20 protein-coding genes and 1 pseudogene are annotated in these 17,710 nt (G+C 73.8%); 7 read left to right on the plus strand and 14 right to left on the minus strand.

The features are described from left to right. Positions 1-610: 610 nt before the first annotated feature. Positions 611-1,897 carry a tyrosine--tRNA ligase gene (tyrS, locus tag ABGB16_RS30840; protein WP_347671611.1) on the minus strand — a complete coding sequence of 429 codons (1,287 nt, stop codon included), beginning with the start codon at positions 1,895-1,897 and terminating at the stop codon, positions 611-613. A gap of 108 nt (positions 1,898-2,005) precedes the next feature. Here tyrS and ABGB16_RS30845 point away from each other — a divergent pair, with 108 nt between their 5' ends. From ABGB16_RS30845 to ABGB16_RS30860, 4 genes are all read left to right on the plus strand, one after another. Then, the gene (locus ABGB16_RS30845) at positions 2,006-2,389 is read left to right on the plus strand and encodes a PaaI family thioesterase (protein ID WP_347671612.1); all 384 of its coding nucleotides are present in this window, start codon (positions 2,006-2,008) and stop codon (positions 2,387-2,389) included. Between the two features lie 87 nt (positions 2,390-2,476). Then, a complete protein-coding gene (locus tag ABGB16_RS30850; RefSeq protein ID WP_347671596.1) occupies positions 2,477-3,703 on the plus strand; it encodes a divalent metal cation transporter in 1,227 nt (408 codons plus the stop codon). Then, complete coding sequence (locus tag ABGB16_RS30855; RefSeq protein ID WP_347671597.1) at positions 3,700-4,080, plus strand: hypothetical protein; 381 nt, start codon at positions 3,700-3,702, stop codon at positions 4,078-4,080. The genes ABGB16_RS30850 and ABGB16_RS30855 overlap by 4 nt, the downstream gene beginning before the upstream one ends. After that, positions 4,067-4,384, plus strand: coding sequence for a PRC-barrel domain containing protein (locus ABGB16_RS30860; RefSeq protein ID WP_347671598.1), 318 nt, complete (start codon positions 4,067-4,069; stop codon positions 4,382-4,384). The genes ABGB16_RS30855 and ABGB16_RS30860 overlap by 14 nt, the downstream gene beginning before the upstream one ends. Before the next feature lie 136 nt (positions 4,385-4,520). Here the strand turns inward: ABGB16_RS30860 and ABGB16_RS30865 are convergent, their stop codons facing one another. The 4 genes from ABGB16_RS30865 to ABGB16_RS30880 form a co-directional block, all read right to left on the minus strand. Continuing rightward, positions 4,521-5,159: a hypothetical protein gene (locus ABGB16_RS30865; RefSeq protein ID WP_347671599.1), complete on the minus strand. Its 639-nt coding sequence runs from the start codon at positions 5,157-5,159 to the stop codon at positions 4,521-4,523. A 98-nt stretch (positions 5,160-5,257) separates the two neighbouring features. Continuing rightward, positions 5,258-5,740 (minus strand): GNAT family N-acetyltransferase, encoded by a 483-nt coding sequence (locus ABGB16_RS30870; protein WP_347671600.1) that lies wholly within the window; start codon positions 5,738-5,740, stop codon positions 5,258-5,260. Between the two features lie 9 nt (positions 5,741-5,749). Beyond that, positions 5,750-6,232 carry a cyclic nucleotide-binding domain-containing protein gene (locus ABGB16_RS30875; protein WP_347671601.1) on the minus strand — a complete coding sequence of 161 codons (483 nt, stop codon included), beginning with the start codon at positions 6,230-6,232 and terminating at the stop codon, positions 5,750-5,752. 195 nt (positions 6,233-6,427) lie between these two features. Then, positions 6,428-6,757, minus strand: a complete 330-nt coding sequence (locus ABGB16_RS30880; protein WP_347671602.1) for a hypothetical protein — start codon at positions 6,755-6,757, stop codon at positions 6,428-6,430. Positions 6,758-6,998: 241 nt separating this feature from the next. Between ABGB16_RS30880 and ABGB16_RS30885 the strand changes: the two genes are divergently transcribed. Further along, complete coding sequence (locus ABGB16_RS30885) at positions 6,999-7,925, plus strand: universal stress protein (protein WP_347671603.1); 927 nt, start codon at positions 6,999-7,001, stop codon at positions 7,923-7,925. 147 nt (positions 7,926-8,072) lie between these two features. On the opposite strand, the gene ABGB16_RS30890 is transcribed toward ABGB16_RS30885, so the two are convergent. The 4 genes from ABGB16_RS30890 to ABGB16_RS30905 form a co-directional block, all read right to left on the minus strand. Continuing rightward, complete coding sequence (locus ABGB16_RS30890) at positions 8,073-8,708, minus strand: FMN reductase (RefSeq protein WP_347671604.1); 636 nt, start codon at positions 8,706-8,708, stop codon at positions 8,073-8,075. After that, positions 8,705-9,829 (minus strand): LLM class flavin-dependent oxidoreductase, encoded by a 1,125-nt coding sequence (locus ABGB16_RS30895; RefSeq protein WP_347671605.1) that lies wholly within the window; start codon positions 9,827-9,829, stop codon positions 8,705-8,707. Before ABGB16_RS30895 ends, ABGB16_RS30890 begins: the two co-directional genes overlap by 4 nt. Positions 9,830-10,071: 242 nt before the next feature. Then, positions 10,072-10,668 carry a DNA-3-methyladenine glycosylase gene (locus tag ABGB16_RS30900; protein ID WP_347671613.1) on the minus strand — a complete coding sequence of 199 codons (597 nt, stop codon included), beginning with the start codon at positions 10,666-10,668 and terminating at the stop codon, positions 10,072-10,074. Between the two features lie 203 nt (positions 10,669-10,871). Continuing rightward, complete coding sequence (locus ABGB16_RS30905; RefSeq protein WP_347671614.1) at positions 10,872-11,264, minus strand: VOC family protein; 393 nt, start codon at positions 11,262-11,264, stop codon at positions 10,872-10,874. 116 nt (positions 11,265-11,380) lie between these two features. On the opposite strand from ABGB16_RS30905, the gene ABGB16_RS30910 reads away from it, so the two are divergent. Both ABGB16_RS30910 and ABGB16_RS30915 read left to right on the plus strand, forming a co-directional pair. After that, positions 11,381-11,821 (plus strand): DNA-binding protein, encoded by a 441-nt coding sequence (locus tag ABGB16_RS30910; protein ID WP_347671606.1) that lies wholly within the window; start codon positions 11,381-11,383, stop codon positions 11,819-11,821. Further along, the gene (locus ABGB16_RS30915; RefSeq protein ID WP_347671607.1) at positions 11,821-12,174 is read left to right on the plus strand and encodes an MmcQ/YjbR family DNA-binding protein; all 354 of its coding nucleotides are present in this window, start codon (positions 11,821-11,823) and stop codon (positions 12,172-12,174) included. The genes ABGB16_RS30910 and ABGB16_RS30915 overlap by 1 nt, the downstream gene beginning before the upstream one ends. A gap of 78 nt (positions 12,175-12,252) precedes the next feature. Here ABGB16_RS30915 and argH read toward each other — a convergent pair whose 3' ends face one another. The 5 genes and pseudogenes from argH to ABGB16_RS30940 form a co-directional block, all read right to left on the minus strand. Continuing rightward, positions 12,253-13,716 carry an argininosuccinate lyase gene (gene argH, locus ABGB16_RS30920; protein WP_347671615.1) on the minus strand — a complete coding sequence of 488 codons (1,464 nt, stop codon included), beginning with the start codon at positions 13,714-13,716 and terminating at the stop codon, positions 12,253-12,255. A gap of 17 nt (positions 13,717-13,733) precedes the next feature. Next, entirely contained in the window at positions 13,734-14,936 is a 1,203-nt protein-coding gene (locus tag ABGB16_RS30925; protein WP_347671608.1) for an argininosuccinate synthase, read from the minus strand. After that, complete coding sequence (locus tag ABGB16_RS30930) at positions 14,933-15,448, minus strand: arginine repressor (RefSeq protein WP_347671609.1); 516 nt, start codon at positions 15,446-15,448, stop codon at positions 14,933-14,935. The genes ABGB16_RS30925 and ABGB16_RS30930 overlap by 4 nt, the downstream gene beginning before the upstream one ends. Further along, positions 15,445-16,317 carry an ornithine carbamoyltransferase gene (gene argF, locus ABGB16_RS30935; protein WP_347671610.1) on the minus strand — a complete coding sequence of 291 codons (873 nt, stop codon included), beginning with the start codon at positions 16,315-16,317 and terminating at the stop codon, positions 15,445-15,447. Before argF ends, ABGB16_RS30930 begins: the two co-directional genes overlap by 4 nt. Further along, positions 16,293-17,576, minus strand: a pseudogene (locus ABGB16_RS30940) (acetylornithine transaminase). Before ABGB16_RS30940 ends, argF begins: the two are co-directional and overlap by 25 nt. Positions 17,577-17,710: the final 134 nt, after the last annotated feature.

Here is a 17,710-nt window from a genome sequence, read left to right on the forward strand (position 1 = left end):
GTTGCCAAAGGAATCCACACCAGCCGAACCAAAGCTCGACCAGCGCGGGGGTAAATCATAATTGGCACTGGCTTATCAAGCACCCTGTTGAGTTCTCAAAGAACAACCACACACCAACCAGAAACCCCCCATCAGGAGGACCACCAGCCGGGGCATTTCGTCCCGTGACCCGCCGCTCTCGCGCCGGGCACTTTTACTACGTTACCCGCCGGTTTCCGCCCTGTCAAACCGGACCCTCCCGATCTGACCCGCTTCCACCCGAATCACGGGCGCCACAGAACCAATACGGCTTCCGCCGTATCCATTCCATGACTTCCGGTAGGCCGGCCGCCGCGGTAGCCCGCGGCTTGCCCGGTTCCCCACCGGCGATGAACCATACCCGGTCGGCTCCGCCCCACCAAATCCGCCCTCCGGCAGATCCGGGGCCCCGCCCGGCACGGACTCACGAAGAGATACAACCCCCGTGGCCCGAAGCTCATTCCCGCGCCCGGCCTTCAGGGTATTCGCCCTGATTCGTCCGTTCCGCGCTGGCAGGAGAAAAGTTACGCCCCCGCCGGATTGATCGTCAAATCCGGCGGGGGCGTCGCGCGTCACACCTTCGCGTACGCCACTATCGGCGCAGCTCCACCCCGGCGAAGGACTTCTTGCCACGGCGCAGCACCAGGTACCGGCCGTGCAGCAGGTCCTCGGGGCCGACCGTCGCGTCGACCTCGGCGATCCGCCGGTTGTTCACGTACGCGCCGCCCTCGGCGATGACCCGCCGGGCCTCCTTCGTGCTCGGCACCAGGCCCGACTCCTTCAGCAGGCCGGCCACGTCGGGCAGCTCGGCGAGGTGGACCAGGCCGGCCTCGGTGAGGGCGGCGCGCAGCGTCTCCGGGGCGAGGTCGTCCAGCGACCCGCGGCCGAACAGCGCCTGGCTGGCGACGACCGCCTGGGCCATCTCGCGCTCGCCGTGCACCAGCGAGGTCAACTCCTCGGCGAGGGCCCGCTGGGCGAGCCGGGCCTGCGGCCGTTCCGCGGTCTCCTGCTCCAGCTGCTGGATCTCCTCGCGGGAGCGGAAGCTGAAGTAGCGCAGGTAGCGGGTCACGTCCCGGTCGTCGGCGTTGAGCCAGAACTGGTAGAACGCGTACGGGCTGGTCAGCTCCGGGTCGAGCCAGACGGCGCCGCCCTCGGTCTTGCCGAACTTCGTGCCGTCGGCCTTGGTCACCAGCGGGGTGACGAAGGCCTGCACGGGCCCGGCCCCCCGCCGGCGGACGTAGTCCACGCCGGCGGTGATGTTGCCCCACTGGTCGGAGCCGCCGAACTGGAGCTGACAGCCGTGCCGGCGGTGCAACTCGTAGAAGTCGTTGGCCTGGAGCAGCTGGTAGCTGAACTCGGTGAAGCTGATGCCGCTCTCCAACCGGGCCTTCACCACCTCCCGGGCCAGCATCTTGTTCACGGGGAAGTGCTTGCCGACGTCCCGGAGGAACTCGACCACCGACATCTCGCCGGTCCAGTCCAGGTTGTTCACCATTTGGGCCGCGTGGTCCCCCGTGTACGAGACGAAGGGGGCGAGCTGCTCGCGGATGCGGGCCACCCAGCCGGCGACCACCTCGGGCGGGTTGAGCGACCGCTCGGCGCTCTCCTTCGGGTCACCGATCTGCCCGGTGGCCCCGCCCACGAGCAGCAGCGGCCGGTGCCCCGCGAGCTGGAGCCGGCGGGCGGTGATGACCTGCATGAGGTGGCCGACGTGCAGACTGGCCGCCGTCGGGTCGAAGCCCACGTAGAAGGTGGCGGCAGGGCCGTCGAGCAGCGCGCGCAGCTCGTCGGGGCCGGTCGAGTCCTGGATCAGGCCTCGCCACTGCAGGTCTTCGGTCAGGGAGTCCCGCCCGGACGGCGGGAGGCTGCTGTCGGTCACGGTCACCGATTCTCCCCCATCCCCCGGGGCCCGCCGCACCCGGTTTCGCGCTGATCACTGCCGTTAGGCTGGGCCCGCTGCGCGGATGCGAGGAGGAGCGTCGTGGAGATGCCGGACCTGACCGGTGGTTTCGTGGCCCTGCTCGGCCTGGAGTTCGGCGAGGTGAGCGGGGACAAGGTCGTGATCCGGTGGCGGGTCCGCCCGGAACTGCACCAGCCGCACGGAATCCAGCACGGCGGGGTGTACTGCGCGGTGGTGGAGACGGCGGCGAGCGTCGGCGGGTCGCTCTGGCTCGGCGACAAGGGCCGGGTGGTGGGCGTGTCCAACCAGACGGACTTCCTGCGCGCGGTCCGCGAGGGGGAGCTGACCGCCGTCGGCACCCCCGTGCACCGGGGCCGCAGCCAGCAGCTGTGGCAGGTGGAGATCACCGACGAGGCGGGACGGCTGGTGTCGCGCGGACAGGTCCGGTTGCAGAACCTCACCCCCGCCTGAGCCGGCCGCCAATGCCCGGTTCGGGGCGAAAGTAGCGGTTTCGCCGGTTAGGGTCGCGGCGATGAGACGACCCGAATCGCGTCCGGCGTGAGGAGGCTTTTCGCCGCCACGCTCGGCATCCTCTCCGCCGTCGGCGGCTTCGTGGACGTCGGTGACCTGGTGGCGGCGAGTCAGGCGGGCGCCCGCTTCGGCATGGCGCACGCCTGGGTGCTGCTGCTCGGGGTGGCCGGCATCTGCGCGTACGCGGAGATGGCCGGACGGATCGCGGCGGTCAGCGGGCGGGCGGTGTTCGACCTGGTACGGGAGCGGCTGGGCCCACGGGTGGCGCTGCTCAACCTGGTGGCGTCGTACCTGGTGACCGTGCTGACGCTGGCGGCGGAGCTCGGCGGCGTGGCGCTGGCCCTGCAACTGGCCTCGGGGCTGAGCTACCTGGTGTGGGTGCCGGTGGCCGCCCTCGCGGTCTGGCTCGTGCTGTGGCGGGTGGGGTTCCAGGTGATGGAGCGGGTGTTCGGGCTCGCCGGGCTGGCGCTGGTGGTGTTCGCCGTGGCGCTGCTATGGCTGCCGACCGACTGGGCGGCGCTGGGCCGGGGGGTGGTGCACGGCGGCGCGGCGGGGCACGGCTGGGGGGCGTACTGGTTCGTCGCGGTGGCGTTGTTCGCCTCCACCGTCAGCCCGTACGAGGTGTTCTTCTTCTCCTCCGGCGGGGTGGAGGAGCGCTGGGGCAGCGCGGACCTGGCCAACGCCCGGTCCAGCGTGCTGATCGGCTTCCCGGTCGGTGGGTTCCTCGCCCTGTCGCTGATCGCCACCGCGGCGGTGGTGTTCCATCCGGCGGGGGTGGCGCTGGACTCCCTCGAACAGGTGGCGCACCCGGTGGTGCTGGCGTTCGGGGGCGTGGGTCTCGCGGTGGCGGTGGTGGCGTTCTTCGCGGTGACCTTCGGCGCGGCCCTGGAGACCGGGCTGTCGGCGGCGTACGCGGCGGCGCAGTACTTCGGCTGGCAGTGGGGCAAGTGGGTCCGGCCGCAGGAGGCGGCCCGGTTCCACGCCGTGCTGCTCGTCAGCGTGCTGCTCGGGGTGCTGATGCTGCTCACCACCGTCGATCCGATCCGGCTCACCGAGTACATGCTGGTGCTCAGCGCGGTGGTGTTGCCCCTGACGTACCTGCCGATCCTGATCGTGGCGAACGATCGGACGTACCTGGGCGACCGGGTCAACGGGCGGCTGGTGAACCTGCTCGGGTCGGTGTTCCTGCTGGTGATCGTCGCCGCGTCGGTGGCGGCGATCCCGCTGGCGGTGGCGACGGGGATGGGCCGGTGAGGCTCCAGCTCAACGGGCGGCTGCTCGACCGGCAGATCGTGGACCGGGACGGGCGGCTGGTCGGCAAGGTCGACGACGTCGAGTTCGCCTCCGACACCGACGGCGTGCCGTACGTGCACGCCCTGCTGACCGGGCAGGTGGCGCTGGGGCAGCGGATCGGCGGGCGGGTCGGACGGCTGCTGGTGGCGGTGGCGGAGCAGTTCGTCGAGGACCTGCCGGCGGCCCCGATGCGCATCCCGTACGGGCTGGTGGAGCGGGTGGACAGCGCGGTGCGGCTGCGGGTGCCGCTGGACGAGTTGCCCCGTTCCCCCGTCGAGGCGTGGCTGCGCCGGCACCTGATCGACCGGATTCCGGGGGCCGGGCGTGCGAGCGGGTGAGCTGCTCGGCCGCACGGCGTACGACCTGCACGGCCGGCGGCTGGGGCGGGTGGTGGATCTGGTGGTGCGCGGCGGCCCGGACGGGCGGCTGCGGCTGACGGACCTGGTGGTCGCCCGGCACTGGTACGGCGGGATGAGCGGCCGGCTGATCGGGCCGGAGCGGCACCCGTCCGGGCCGTGGCTGATCCGCGGCGTGGCGCGGCTGCTCAGCCGGGGCAGCCGGCAGGTGCCGGCGGACCTGGTCCGGTTGGTCCCCCCGGTGCCCGGCTTCCCGTTCGGTGAGCCGGGCGGCGGCCCGGGCTGAGCGTCCCGCCGGCCGCCGGGTCGTCCCGCGCCGCTCGCGGCGAGGTTCAGCCGTGGGCCGGGTCGAGGACTGGGGCGGCGTAGGGCTGTCTGTGCCCCGCGGGCGCGCCGGCGAATCCTCCCGGCCGGGGCGCCGGTCAGGCCCGCGTGGGCCGTGGCAGGTCCAGCACGTACGAGCCGCCCTCGGGGCGGAAGCCGAGCCGGTGGTAGTAGGGGGCGATCATGCCGGGCGGGCTGACCACCCGGCGGTAGCCGCGTTCGGTGAACAGGCTGCTGCGCCGGTAGACGAACTCGCCGGGGGTGAAGTCCCGGAACCGTTGGGTCACGTAGTCCAGGTCGACCTGGACGACGTCGCCCTCGGCGTGGGCGAGGACCACCCCGACGACCTCGTCGGTACGCAGGACGAGGAACGCGGAGCGCCCGCCGGTGTGCGCGTCGAACTCGTCGAACCGGAAGCCGGGGTTGAACCGGGCGATGTCGGCGGCGTGCACCCGCAGGGTGTGGGCGAGGAACTGGTCGTCGACGCCGACCTCGACCACCTGGTACGTCCGCGCGTCGTGCCGGGTGGCGAGCATTCCCCGCAGGTACGACAGGTTGATCACGGCGAGGACGACGTTCAGCCCGACCATCGGCCAGACCTCGAGGGCGGCGTTGTAGCCGATCAGCACGAAGCAGCCGACGAGGTTCAGCGCGCGCAGCCGGAGGATGCGCGCCTGCAGCAGGGACCAGACCAGCAGTGCGGAGCCGGTCCAGCCGATCATGTCCAGCCAGTTCACCCCGCGAGAGTAGTGCTCACCAGTTCAGCGCGCCTCCGCCGGCCGGATGCCCACGACGGGACGGCCGGCGCGGCAGGCCGGGTGAAACGGCGGGCGGGTCACCGGCCGGCGAGTTCGAGGACGTACTCCTCGACTTCGGTGCCGCGGCCGTTGGCGTACCCCTTGTCCTCGCCGCACACGACGAAGCCGCACTTGCGCAGGACGGCGAGGGAGGCGGCGTTGTCCTTGGCGGCGCGGGCGTGCACCGGGCGCTGGGGCAGCTCGGCCAGCAGCGCGGCCAGGGCCCGGGTGGCGTAGCCGCGGCCCCAGCGGGTGCCGTCGATCCAGTAGCTGACCTCGGTCCGCTCGTCGACGGGGAACGCGGCGACGTGGCCGACGACCGCGCCGTCGACGGTGATCGTGCGGTTGACGATCCTAGGGTCGGCGCGGATGCGCCGCCAGTGCGCGTCGAACGCCGCCCGGTCCGTCGGGTCGGCGGGGCCGAAGGCGGCCATCCAGTTGGCCTCCGGGTCCTGCTCGAAGGCGAAGAAGTGCGGCAGGTCGTCGTCGCGCACCGGGCGCAGGCGCAGGTCCTCGGTCACCGCCGCAGGCTACCCGGTCGGGGGCAGGGCGGCCGTCGGGTAGCCGTACAGGTCGAGCAGGCGCACCCGGGCTGCCTGCAGCCGGTCCACCACCACGCTCATGAAGCGGGTGGTGAGCTGCCGGCCGAACGCGTCGTCGGACTCCATCAGTCGGCGTACCCCGACGGCGGTGAACTCGACGGCGGTGCTGCGCCGCACGGCGACCGCCCCGAACTGCCACCGGTACGGCGGGAACAGCCACGACCAGCCCAGCACGCCCCCGGGGCCGATCGCCTCGATCCCGACGTCGCCCCGGCCGGGCACGGGCACGTCCAGCGCCACCTCCCCGCCGCGGACCAGCCAGAACCGCTCGGCGGGCTGGCCGGCGCGGAACAGCCGGTGGCCGGGGTGCCAGACGACCGGGCGGGCGTACCCGGTCAGCCGGATCAGCCAGGGCTCCGGCACGCCGGCGAGGAACGGGTGGGCGCGGAGCATGTCGAGCGGGGTCATCATGGCGGTTCCCTCCGTGGCGTGGCCCGGTGCGGCGCCGGCCGGCGCCGCGTCCCGCCCCTCTCACGGTGACCGTTTCCGCCCCCGCTGTCGAGGGTCCCGACTCCTATCCGACCCGGCCACGGCGCGGCTTCTTCCGGCCGCCGATCGGGCCGGTCAGCGGGTCGGGGGCGGGGCGGTCGGGTAGGCGTACAGGTATCAGGCCGGGTGGACGTGCACAATGATGACCTGGACGTCCTTCGAGCCGTCGAAACGAAGGTCGTACGTGACCTTGAGTCCGGTCGATTCCCCCGGCCCCAGGGCGAAGGCGCTCTTGTCCTCTGGCCTGCTCGAGATGGAGTCGATCCAGCGGTCTGCCGACTCTTCGTCGATGCCGTAGCGATCAACACCATCGAGGATCAGAGCGGTGTAGTCCTTGAGGGACTCGGCCGTGAGGAAGTACGTGACCTCGCGGAAGTCCGGCCCGGTGTTCATGCCGTTCAGGCGCAGCCGGTCCGTCTTGGCGCCCCGCCGTACGGCACGACGCAACCCGACAGAAGCAGCGGTACGAGCAGAAATAGGGCGGCAATGCGCTTCACACCTATTCCCCAGTGACGCGTGACGGTCAGACCAGTAGATCACCAGTTTGGGGCGGTGGACTCGTCGGCGGGGCCGCGACTCCTGTCCGACCCGGCCACGGCGCGGCGTACGCGGCGGCGTGTCCGGGGAAATGCCGGAGGTCGGCGGGCCGGGCGTCGACAATGGCCTCTGACCGGACCCGGGAGCGCTGATGAGCCGACCTGTCGTGGTGGGCGTGGACGGATCACCGTCCAGCCTGGCCGCCGCCGAGCACGCCGCGCGGGCCGCCAGTCGGCGGTCCCGTCCGCTGCTGCTGGTGCACGGCTACCTGCACCCGCTCGGCTACGGCGTGCCGCTCAACCCGTACGACCTGGGGGTGCCGGCGCCGACCGAGGAGTCCCGGCGGATGCTCGAGGAGGCGGCGGACGGGCTGCGCCGGCGCTGGCCGGGCCTCGACGTCGGCGTGCGCCAGGTCACCGGCGGTCCCGCGGCCAGCCTGGTGGAGGAGTCCCGCCGGGCGGAGCTGGTGGTGGTCGGTAGCCGGGGGCTGGGCGGCTTCGCCGGGCTGCTGCTGGGGTCGGTCGGCGCGCAGGTCGCCGCGCACGCGCACTGCCCGGTGCTGGTGGTGCGCCCCGCGGAGCAGCCGATCCCGGTGGACGGGCCGGTGCTGGCCGGGGTGGACGGGTCGGAGCGGGGGCGGCTCGCCGTGGCCCTCGCCGCCGACGAGGCGGCCCGCCGGGACGTCCCGCTGGCGCTGGTACACGTCCGGGCGGCCGACGACGCGCGGCCGGTGCCCGATGCGCTCGGGGAGGCGGGGGCGGCGTCCCGCGCCGGGTCGGACGACCTGCTCGCTCAGTCGGACGACCTGCTCGCTGAGTCGGACGACCTGCTCGCCGCGGCGGCGACGGAGGTACGGGCGGCGCATCCGGGCCTGGCAGTCGAGGAACGGCCGGTCCGGGCGGCGAAGCCGGAGCGGGCGCTGGTCGAGGCCAGCGGCGGCGCGGCCCTGCTGGTGGTGGGCACGCGCGGGCGCGGCGGCTTCGCGGGGCTGCTGCTCGGCTCGGTCGCCCAGACGGTGGTGCAGCACGCCCACTGCCCGGTGCTGGTCGCCCACCCGTACGAGGCCGGGGCGGACTGAGCCGGCCGCCGCGCGGTCCCTGGGCGGACCGGGTGAGCCGTCACGCGGTCAGCCGGGCGGACCGGGTGAGCCGCCGCGCGGTCAGCCGGGCGGACCGGGTGAGCCGCCGCGCGGTCAGCCGGGCGGGCCGGGTAAGCCGTCACGCGATCAGCCGGGCGACCGGGACGGGTCGTCGCCCGCGAGCAGCTCGTCGAAGCTGGTGGTCAGCGCGAACGGGTCCGGCGGGACGGCGGCCGGACGGCGGCGTACCTGCTCGGCCAGCTCCGCCGCGGCCCGCATGATCCGGCCGCGCAGCGCGCCGTCGGCGGTGCCGCCCGACCAGTCCTCGGGCGCGGCGAAGACGGCCGTGGGCACGACCACCGCCCGCAGGTACGCGAACATCGGCCGGACCGCGTGCTCCAGCGCCAGCGAGTGCCGGGCCGTGCCGCCGGTGGCGGCGATGAGCACCGGCCGGTCCACCAACGCCTTGGCGTCGAGCACGTCGAAGAACGACTTGAACAGCCCGTTGAACGACGCGTTGAAGATCGGGGTGACCGCGAGGACGCCGTCGGCCCCGGCGACGGTGTCCAGGGCCTGCCGCAGCGCGGGCGACGGGAAGCCGGTGAGCAGGTTGTTCACCACGTCGTGGGCGTGGTCGCGCAGCTCGACCGTGCGCAGCTCGGCCTCGACGCCCCGGCCGGCCAGCTCGGCGCGGGCGGCCGCGGCGAGCTGGTCGGCGAGCAGCCGGGTGGACGAGGGCTGGCCGAGGCCGGCCGACACGACGGCCAGGGTGCGGCGGGTCACCGGCCGGCCTCCGTCCCGGCGGCGGCCGGCGTCGCGTCGTCCGCCCGCGCGTCCCGGGCGGCCTTGCGCGAGGCGTGGGTGGGCGCCTCGGGCACGTGGGCGGGGCGCAGCGCGGCGAACTCGCGGCGCAGCACCGGCACCACCTCCTCGCCGAGGATGTCGAGCTGCTCCAGCACCGTCTTCAGCGGCAGGCCGGCGTGGTCGACGAGGAACAGCTGGCGCTGGTAGTCGCCGACGTAGTCGCGGAAGCCCAGGGTACGGTCGATCACCTGCTGCGGGCTACCCACGGTCAGCGGGGTCTGCGCCGTGAACTCCTCCAGCGACGGGCCGTGCCCGTACACCGGGGCGTTGTCGAAGTACGGCCGGAACTCGCGGACCGCGTCCTGCGAGTTCCTCCGCATGAACACCTGGCCGCCGAGCCCGACGATCGCCTGCTCCGGAGAGCCGTGGCCGTAGTGGGCGAAGCGCTGCCGGTAGAGCCCCACCATCCGCTGGGTGTGCTCCCTCGGCCAGAAGATGTGGTTGGCGAAGAAGCCGTCGCCGTAATAGGCGGCCTGCTCGGCGATCTCGGGGCTGCGGATCGAGCCGTGCCAGACGAACGGCGGTACGCCGTCGAGGGGACGAGGCGTCGAGGTGAACGACTGCAGCGGGGTGCGGAACCGGCCGGACCAGTCGACCACGTCCTCGCGCCACAGCCGGTGCAGCAGGGCGTAGTTCTCGACGGCGAGGGGGATGCCGTTGCGGATGTCCTGGCCGAACCAGGGGTAGACCGGCCCGGTGTTGCCCCGGCCGAGCATCAGGTCGACGCGCCCGTCGGCCAGGTGCTGGAGCATCGCGTAGTCCTCGGCGATCTTCACCGGGTCGTTCGTGGTGATCAGGGTGGTCGCGGTGGACAGCAACAGCCGCTCGGTGCGCGCCGCGATCCAGCCGAGCATGGTGGTCGGCGAGGACGGCACGAAGGGGCGGTTGTGGTGCTCGCCGGTGGCGAAGACGTCGAGGCCGACCTCCTCCACCTTCCGGGCGATGGTCACCATCGCCTTGATCCGCTCGTGCTCCGACGGCTCCCGCCCGGTGGTGGGATCGACGGTGACGTCGCCGACGGTGAAGACCCCGAACTGCATCACAGCTCCTCGTGTGGCTACCGGGACCGCTGGGCGGCCCCCGGACGCAGCCCACAACATATTTGACGGGTCAACTATTCCGTCGGCCTGGGCGGGGCGGGGCCGGGGCCGGGGCCGGGGGGCGCCATGTCGGCGACATGGCGGGATCCGGCCGCCCACGACCGCCCCATGTCGCCGACATGGCGGCGCGGCAGCCGCGGCGCGCGCGGCGCGCGCGGCAGGCGCGGCCCGGGCGGCGGGCGTCAGCGCCAGGCGGCGCGGGGCACGTGCCGGCGGTACGCGCTCACGGTGGGGTCGCCGGCGATCCAGAACCGCCACGGCACGTCGTGCGCGCCCGTCACCCCGACCCGCGGGCCGGCCGCGACGGCCGCCTCGGGCACCGGCTGCACCGCCGGGCGCAGCCGTACCGGCCCGTCGCCGAGCAGGTAGGACCCGTACGCCGCGCGGTCGATGCCGAGCGCGGCGCAGAGCCGGGCCGGGCCGCGGGCGAGGTCGACGTCTCGGCGTACGGCGGGGCGCCGGGCGCGGACGACGTCCAGGCCCTCGACCACCTCACCGGCCCGCAGCAGGACGGCGGAGGCCTCCCCGTCCGGCCCGGTGACCACGTTCACGCACCAGTGCATGCCATAGGTGAAGTAGACGTAGGCGTGTCCGGCCGGGCCGAACATCACCGCGTTGCGCGGCGTACGCCCGCGGTGGGCGTGCGAGGCGGGGTCACCGGCCGTCCCCGCGTACGCCTCGACCTCGGTGATCCGGACGGTGGCGCCGCCGGCGGACAGCAGGCAGCCGAGCAGGCCGCGGGCGGCCGGGACCACCGGGCCGGCGAGCAGCGCGGCCAGCGCGGCGAGGTCGCCCGCCGGCCCGCCGTCGGGGTACGCGCCGGTCGCCCCCGGCGCGGGGTGGGCGGGCGGCGGGACGGCACGGCTCACGCCCCCGACCCTATCCGGCCCGCCGCCCCACCCGTCGGCGACGATCAAGAGGTTTCCGTCAGGGCGGGCGGCCCCGCCCGGCAGAAACTTCTTGATCGCCGGGCCGGGCGGGCTCAGCCGAGCGGCTGTTGGAGGTTCACCAGGTTGCCGCAGGTGTCGTCGAAGATCGCCATGAGCACCGGGCCGGTCTGCGTCGGTGGGGTGGTGAACCGGACGCCGCGACCCGTGAGCCGCTCGTGCTCCTTCGCCAGGTCGTCCACCCCGAAGATCATCACGGGAATTCCGGCCTCGCGCAGCCCGCGCTGGTACGCCTGGGCGATCGGCGTGCCGTTCGGCTCCAGTAGTAGCTCGACGCCCTCGGGGTCGGCCGGCGAGACGACGGTGAGCCAGCGGGCGTCCCCGCCGAGCGGGATGTCGTGCTTGACCGCGAAGCCCAGCACGTCGGTGTAGAACTGCTTCGCCTTCTCCTGGTCGTCGACGAAGACGCTGGTGACGGCCACCTTGATCATGGGATTCCCCCTTCTCCTCGCCGCCCAGCCTTCAGGGCCGACTTATATAAGTCAAGGGCGCTAGAGTTGAACATCTTGTTGACATCACTTAGTTTGCCTGGTCGGATGGCGGCATGACCGAGCAGGACCCGTTCACCGTGCCGGACGCCGGACGGGCCCGGGCGCACCGCACCCACGCCGCCCTCACCCGGATAACCGAGCGACACGCGGGCGACGACACGCGCCGACGGCGCTACGCCCACCCGTACGTGCCGGACCCGTACGAGGCGGTGGCCCTGGTGACCGCGCTGGCCGCCGGCGGTGCCGAGCTCGCGCCCGACGAGGAGCCGGTGGACGACTCCGACCTGGTCGCCGCGCTCACCCTCGTCCCCCACCTGCGGGCGGAGGTGGACGCGCTGGAGGCGGGGCTGCTGCGGCTCGCCCGGGACCGCGGGCTGACCTGGCAGGCCGTCGCCCACGGGCTGGGCCTCGGCACGGCGCAGGCCGCCCGGCAGCGCTACGAACGACTCACCGGCCGCGTCGGCGGCAGTGCCGACGGGAAACAGGAGGCGTGATGGACCGCGCGGAGCTGCTGGCGTACTGCCTGGCGAAGCCGGGCGCCTGGCTCGACCAGCCGTGGGAGGACGACGTCGTGGTGAAGGTCGGCAGCAAGATCTTCGCCTTCCTCGGGTCGGAGACCGGCAACCGGGTGGGCGTGAAGTGCGGCCCGACCCGGGAGGTGGCCGACGAATGGCTGCACCGGTTCCCCGACGACGCGGTCCCGTCGGCGTACATCGGGCGGTCGGGATGGAACAGCCTGCGCCTGGACGGGGCGATCCCGGACGACGAGCTGCGCGAGGCCGTCGACGGCTCGTACGAGACGGTGGTGGCGAAGCTGCCGAAGCGGGAACGCCCGGCGGCACCCTGACGACGGCCCAACTGCGAAGGGGCCCCTTGTCACGCTGTTGCGTCGACAAGGGGCCCCTTCAGCGCGCGGCCCGGACCGTCAGCGGGGCACGACCCGCTCGGCGGCCCACTCCCGCCAGCCGGCGAGCTGGTCGGCGGCGGCGGCGAGCTGGTCGGCGACCGGCCCGGGGCCGGTGGAGCCGGGCGTGGTCCGCGCGGCGAGCGCGGAACGGACCGACAGCACGTCGCGCACCGACGGGTCGAGGTGCTCGCTGACGGCCGACAGGTCGGCGTCGGAGACCTCGTCGAGGGCACAGTCCCGGGCGGCGCAGAGCGCCACCAGCTTGCCGGTGATCTCGTGGGCGTCGCGGAACGGCACGCCCCGGCGCACCAGCCAGTCGGCGACCTCGGTGGCGAGGGAGAAGCCGACGGGCGCGGCGGCGACGAGGCGGTCGACGCGTACCGTCATCGTGGAGATCATCCCGGCGAGGGCCGGCAGCAGCAGCTCCAGGGTGTCGACCGCGTCGAAGGCCGGCTCCTTGTCCTCCTGCATGTCCCGGTCGTACGTCATCGGCAGGCCCTTGAGCATCGTGAGCACGCTCATCAGGCCGCCGACCAGCCGGCCCGACTTGCCCCGGGCGAGCTCGGCGATGTCCGCGTTCTTCTTCTGCGGCATGATCGACGAGCCGGTGGCGAACGCGTCGTCCAGCTCGACCCAGCCGAACTCCTGCGACGTCCAGAGCACCACCTCCTCGCCGAGGCGGGACAGGTGCACCCCGATCATCGCGGTGACGAACAGGAACTCCGCCACGAAGTCCCGATCGGCGACGGCGTCCATCGAGTTGGCGAAGGACGTGCGGAAGCCCAGCTCCTTGGAGACCGCGACCGGGTCCAGCGGCAGGCCGGAACCGGCCAGCGCGCCGGCGCCGAGCGGGCTGATCGCGGCCCGGTGGTCCCAGTCGCGCAGCCGGGCCAGGTCGCGCAGCAGCGGCTGCACGTGCGCCAGCAGCCAGTGCCCGAAGGTGACCGGCTGGGCGTGCTGGAGGTGGGTCATGCCGGGGGCGGCCGTGTCGACGTGCCGCTCGGCCTGCTCCACCAGGGCGTCGGCCAGCTCCACCAGCCGGGCCGCCACGCCCCGGGCGTGGTCGCGCAGGTAGAGGCGCAGGTCGGTGGCGACCTGGTCGTTGCGGGAGCGGCCGGCGCGCAGCTTGCCGCCGAGGCTGCCGAGGCGTTCCAGCAGGCCCCGCTCCAGGGCGGTGTGCACGTCCTCGTCGTCGACCGTCGGGCGGAACGCGCCGGAGGCGCAGGCGGCCTCCAGGTCGTCCAACGCGGCCAGGATCTTCCCCAGCTCCTCGGGGTCGAGCAGGCCCGCGCGGGCCAGCACCCGGGCGTGGGCCCGGGAACCGGCGATGTCGTACGGAGCGAGGCGCCAGTCGAACTGCACGCTGACCGACAGCCGGGCCAGGGCCTCGGCGGGTCCGCCGGCGAACCGCCCGCCCCACAGGCTCGTACGGTTGGTCGCGGCACTGTTCTCGGTGAGGCTCTTGTCGTCCACGTCGCCCATTCTGGTTGTCACGCCGATCACCCGCCCAACCGGGCGTCCCGCGCGGCGGCGAGCCTGCTGGGCAGGCCCCACAGCTGCACGAAGCCCCGGGCGAGCGACTGGTCGAAGGTGTCGCCGGTGTCGTAGGTGGCCATGCCGAAGTCGTACAGGCTGGCCTCGGAGCGGCGCCCGGTCACGGTGGCCCGGCCGCCGTGCAGCGTCAGCCGCACCTCGCCGCAGACGTGCCGCTGGGCGTCGTCGATGAACGCGTCCAGGGCCCGCCTCAGCGGGGAGAACCACAGGCCGTCGTAGACCAGCTCGGCCCAGCGCTGCTCGACGCCGCGCTTGAACCGGGCCAGGTCCCGCTCGACGGTGACCGCCTCCAGCTCCTGGTGGGCGGTGATCAGGGCGATCGCGCCCGGGGCCTCGTACACCTCGCGGCTCTTGATGCCGACGAGGCGGTCCTCGACCATGTCGAGCCGGCCGACGCCCTGGGCGCCGGCGCGCCGGTTCAGCTCCAGGACCGCCTGGTACGGGGTGACCGTCTCGCCGTCGATCGCGACCGGTACGCCGGCGTCGAAGGTGATCACCAGCTCGTCGGGGTCGCGCGCCTCGGCCGGGTCGGCGGTGTACGCGTACAACGCCTCGACGGGCGCGTTCCAGATGTCCTCCAGGAAGCCGGTCTCCACGGCCCGGCCCCACAGGTTCTGGTCGACGGAGTACGGCGACCTCGCCGACACGTCGATCGGCAGCCTCCGTTCCTCGGCGTACGCGATGGCCTTGTCGCGGGTCCACGCGAAGTCCCGGGCCGGGGCGACGATCCTGAGGTCGGGGGCGAGCGCGCCCAGGCCGGCCTCGAAGCGCACCTGGTCGTTGCCCTTGCCGGTGCAGCCGTGCGACACGATCGTGCCGCCGTGCCGGCGTGCGGCGGCCACCAGGTGCCTGACGATCAGCGGCCGGGACAGCGCGGAGACCAGCGGATAGCGGTCCATGTAGAGGGCGTTGGCCCGGATCGCCGGCAGGCAGTACCCGGCGGCGAACTCGTCGCGGGCGTCGACCACCTCGGCCTCGACGGCGCCGCAGTCGAGGGCGCGCTGCCGGATGACCCCGAGGTCCTCGCCGCCCTGCCCGACGTCGACCGCGACCGCGATCACCTCCGCGCCGGTCCGCTCCGCCAGGTACGGGATGGCCACCGACGTGTCCAGCCCCCCGGAGTACGCGAGGACGACCCGCTCGGTCATGGTGTCGTACTCCCCTCCGGGTTACCTTCCCCGCGGGACCACGCGGCGAGCCTCTCGCCCAGCGCGGCCCCGCCGACGGCCTCGCGGGCCACGACCAGGACGGTGTCGTCGCCGGCGATCGTGCCGACGACCTCGGGCAGGCCCGCCCGGTCCAGCGCGCTGGCCAGGTAGTGGGCCGCGCCCGGCGGAGTGCGCAGCACGGTGATGTTGCCGCTGGAGTCCACCTCGTTGAGCAACTCCCGCAGCAGGCGGACGAGCCGGGCGGGCGCCGCCTCGGCCTCACGCAGCGGGCGGTGGCCGTCCTCCGGGATGACGTACACGGCGCGCCCGTCGCCGCCGCGGGCGGTGACCGCGCCGAGTTCCTTCAGGTCCCGCGAGAGCGTGGCCTGGGTGACCTGGGCGCCCTCGGCGGCGAGCAGGTCGGCCAGCTCGGTCTGCGAGCGGACGGCCCGGTCGCGGATCAGCTCGACGATGCGGGCGTGCCGGGCGGCGCGGGTGAGCGGGGCGGTCATGGTCGGTCCTCCAGGAGAAACGTCAGCAACGCCTTCTGGGCGTGCAGCCGATTCTCCGCCTGGTCGAACACGGCGCTCTGCGGGCCGTCGAGCACCTCGTCGGTGATCTCCTCGCCCCGGTGCGCCGGCAGGCAGTGCAGCACGATCGCGTCCGGCGCGGCCTGCCCGAGCAGGGCCTTGTTCACCTGGTACGGCAGGAACGGGGTGATCCGGTCCAGCCCGTCGGCCTCCTGACCCATCGAGGTCCAGGTGTCGGTGGCCACCACGTCGGCGTCCCGGGCGGCCTGCACCGGGTCGCGCAGCACGCGCACTGACCCGCCGGTGCCGGCGGCGATCTCCTCCGCCCGGGCCACCACGCTCGGGTCGGGGTCGAACCCGACCGGCCCGGCGACCCGGACGTGCATCCCGGCGGTCGCCCCGGCCAGCAGGTACGAGTGGGACATGTTGTTCGCGGCGTCCCCCACGTAGGCGAGGGTCCGGCCGTGCGTGCCGCCGCACCGCTCGCGGACGGTGAGCAGGTCGGCCAGGAGCTGGCACGGGTGGAAGTTGTCGGTGAGCGCGTTGACCACCGGCACGGTGGCGTGCGCGGCGACCTCGGCGATCCGGTCGTCGCCGTGGGTGCGCAGCACGATCGCGGCGACGTAGCGGGAGAGCACCCGGCCGGCGTCGGCCAGGGACTCGCCGCGCCCGAAGTGGGTCACCTGGGTGTCCACGACGAGGGGATGCCCGCCCAGCTCCGCGATACCCGCGTCGAAGGAGATCCTGGTGCGCAGGCTCTGCTTGTCGAACAGCACCGCCACCGACCTCGGGCCGGCGAGCGGTCGGTGGGCGAACCGCTCGGCCTTCATCCGGGCGGCGAGGTCGAGCACGGCCGCCTGCTCGGCGGGCGTGAGGTCGTCGTCGCGCAGCAGGTGGCGGGTCATGCGAGGGTCTCCTGGGCGGGTACGGCCGGATCGGCTGCCGGCGTCACGGCGTCGAGGGCGGCGGGGAGCGCGGCCAGGAACGCGTCGGCCTGCTCGGCGGTGAGGATCAGCGGCGGGGCGAGCCGGACCACCCCGGGCTGCACCGGGTTCACCAGGAACCCGGCCTCGCGCAGCGCGGCGGCCACCGGGCCGGCCACGTCGGCGGTGAGCACGACGCCGAGCAGCAGGCCGGCGCCGCGCACCTGACCGACGAGGGGGTGGCCGAGCGCCTCGATCCCCCGGCGCAGCCGCTCACCGACCCGCTTGACGTGGTCGAGCAGCCCCTCGCCGGCGATGGTGGACACCACCGCGAGGGCGGCGGCGCAGCTGATCGGGTTGCCGCCGAAGGTGCTGCCGTGCGAGCCGGGGCCGAGCAGCTCGGCGGCCCGCCCGAACGCCAGGCAGGCGCCGATCGGCAGCCCGCCGCCGAGGCCCTTGGCGAGGGTGACGACGTCGGGCTCGACGCCCTCGGCCTGGTGGTAGAACCAGTGTCCCGTACGGCCGATGCCGGTCTGCACCTCGTCGAGCACCAGCAGCGCGCCACGCCGGGCGGTGATCCGGCGGGCCTCCGCGAGGTAGCCGGCCGGGGGCACGACCACACCGTTCTCGCCCTGGATCGGCTCCAGGATCACCATGGCGGTCGCGTCGGTGACCGCCGCGTCGAGGGCGGCGGCGTCGCCGTACGGGACGTGGGTGACGTCGCCCGGCAGCGGCCGGAACGGGTCGGCCTTGGCGGGCTGGCCGGTCAGCGCGAGCGCGCCCATGGTGCGGCCGTGGAAGCCGCCGTGGGTGGCGACCACGTGGGTGCGGCCGGTGCGCCGGGACAGCTTGAACGCCGCCTCGTTGGCCTCCGCGCCGGAGTTGGCGAAGTAGACCCGGCCCGGCCGGCCGGCCAGGGCCAGCAGCAGCTCGGCCAGGGCGACCGGCGGCTCGGCCACGAACAGGTTGGACACGTGGCCGAGGGTGGCGACCTGCCGGGACACGGCGGCCACCACGGCCGGGTGGGCGTGGCCGAGGGCGTTGACCGCGATGCCGCCGAGCAGGTCGACGTACTCCCGGCCGGCCTCGTCGACCACGACCGCGCCAGCGCCGGAGACCAGCGCGAGCGGCGGCGTGCCGTAGTTGTCCATCAGGGACGCGCCCCAGCGCTCCACGAGCGTGCTCATGATCCAATCACCGAGCCTTCTTCGTTCGCGACTGCGGGGCTTGGTCGCTGCGCTCCCGCACTCCTCGCGCTCACCGAGCCTTCTTCGTTCGCGACTGCGGGGCTTGGTCGCTGCGCTCCCGCACTCCTCGCGCT

It is taken from the genome of Micromonospora sp. B11E3, from assembly GCF_039871625.1.
Lineage (GTDB): Bacteria > Actinomycetota > Actinomycetes > Mycobacteriales > Micromonosporaceae > Micromonospora.

Bases quoted from the DNA above. Each gene is read 5' to 3' on its own strand.
- ABGB16_RS30895 (WP_347671605.1), bottom strand. From the start codon at position 9,829: ATGCAGTTCGGGGTCTTCACCGTCGGCGACGTCACCGTCGATCCCACC.
- argH (WP_347671615.1), bottom strand. From the start codon at position 13,716: ATGGGCGACGTGGACGACAAGAGCCTCACCGAGAACAGTGCCGCGACC.
- ABGB16_RS30845 (WP_347671612.1), top strand. From the start codon at position 2,006: ATGCCGGACCTGACCGGTGGTTTCGTGGCCCTGCTCGGCCTGGAGTTC.
- ABGB16_RS30885 (WP_347671603.1), top strand. From the start codon at position 6,999: ATGAGCCGACCTGTCGTGGTGGGCGTGGACGGATCACCGTCCAGCCTG.
- ABGB16_RS30925 (WP_347671608.1), bottom strand. From the start codon at position 14,936: ATGACCGAGCGGGTCGTCCTCGCGTACTCCGGGGGGCTGGACACGTCG.
- ABGB16_RS30930 (WP_347671609.1), bottom strand. From the start codon at position 15,448: ATGACCGCCCCGCTCACCCGCGCCGCCCGGCACGCCCGCATCGTCGAG.
- ABGB16_RS30915 (WP_347671607.1), top strand. From the start codon at position 11,821: ATGGACCGCGCGGAGCTGCTGGCGTACTGCCTGGCGAAGCCGGGCGCC.
- ABGB16_RS30910 (WP_347671606.1), top strand. From the start codon at position 11,381: ATGACCGAGCAGGACCCGTTCACCGTGCCGGACGCCGGACGGGCCCGG.
- ABGB16_RS30875 (WP_347671601.1), bottom strand. From the start codon at position 6,232: ATGATGACCCCGCTCGACATGCTCCGCGCCCACCCGTTCCTCGCCGGC.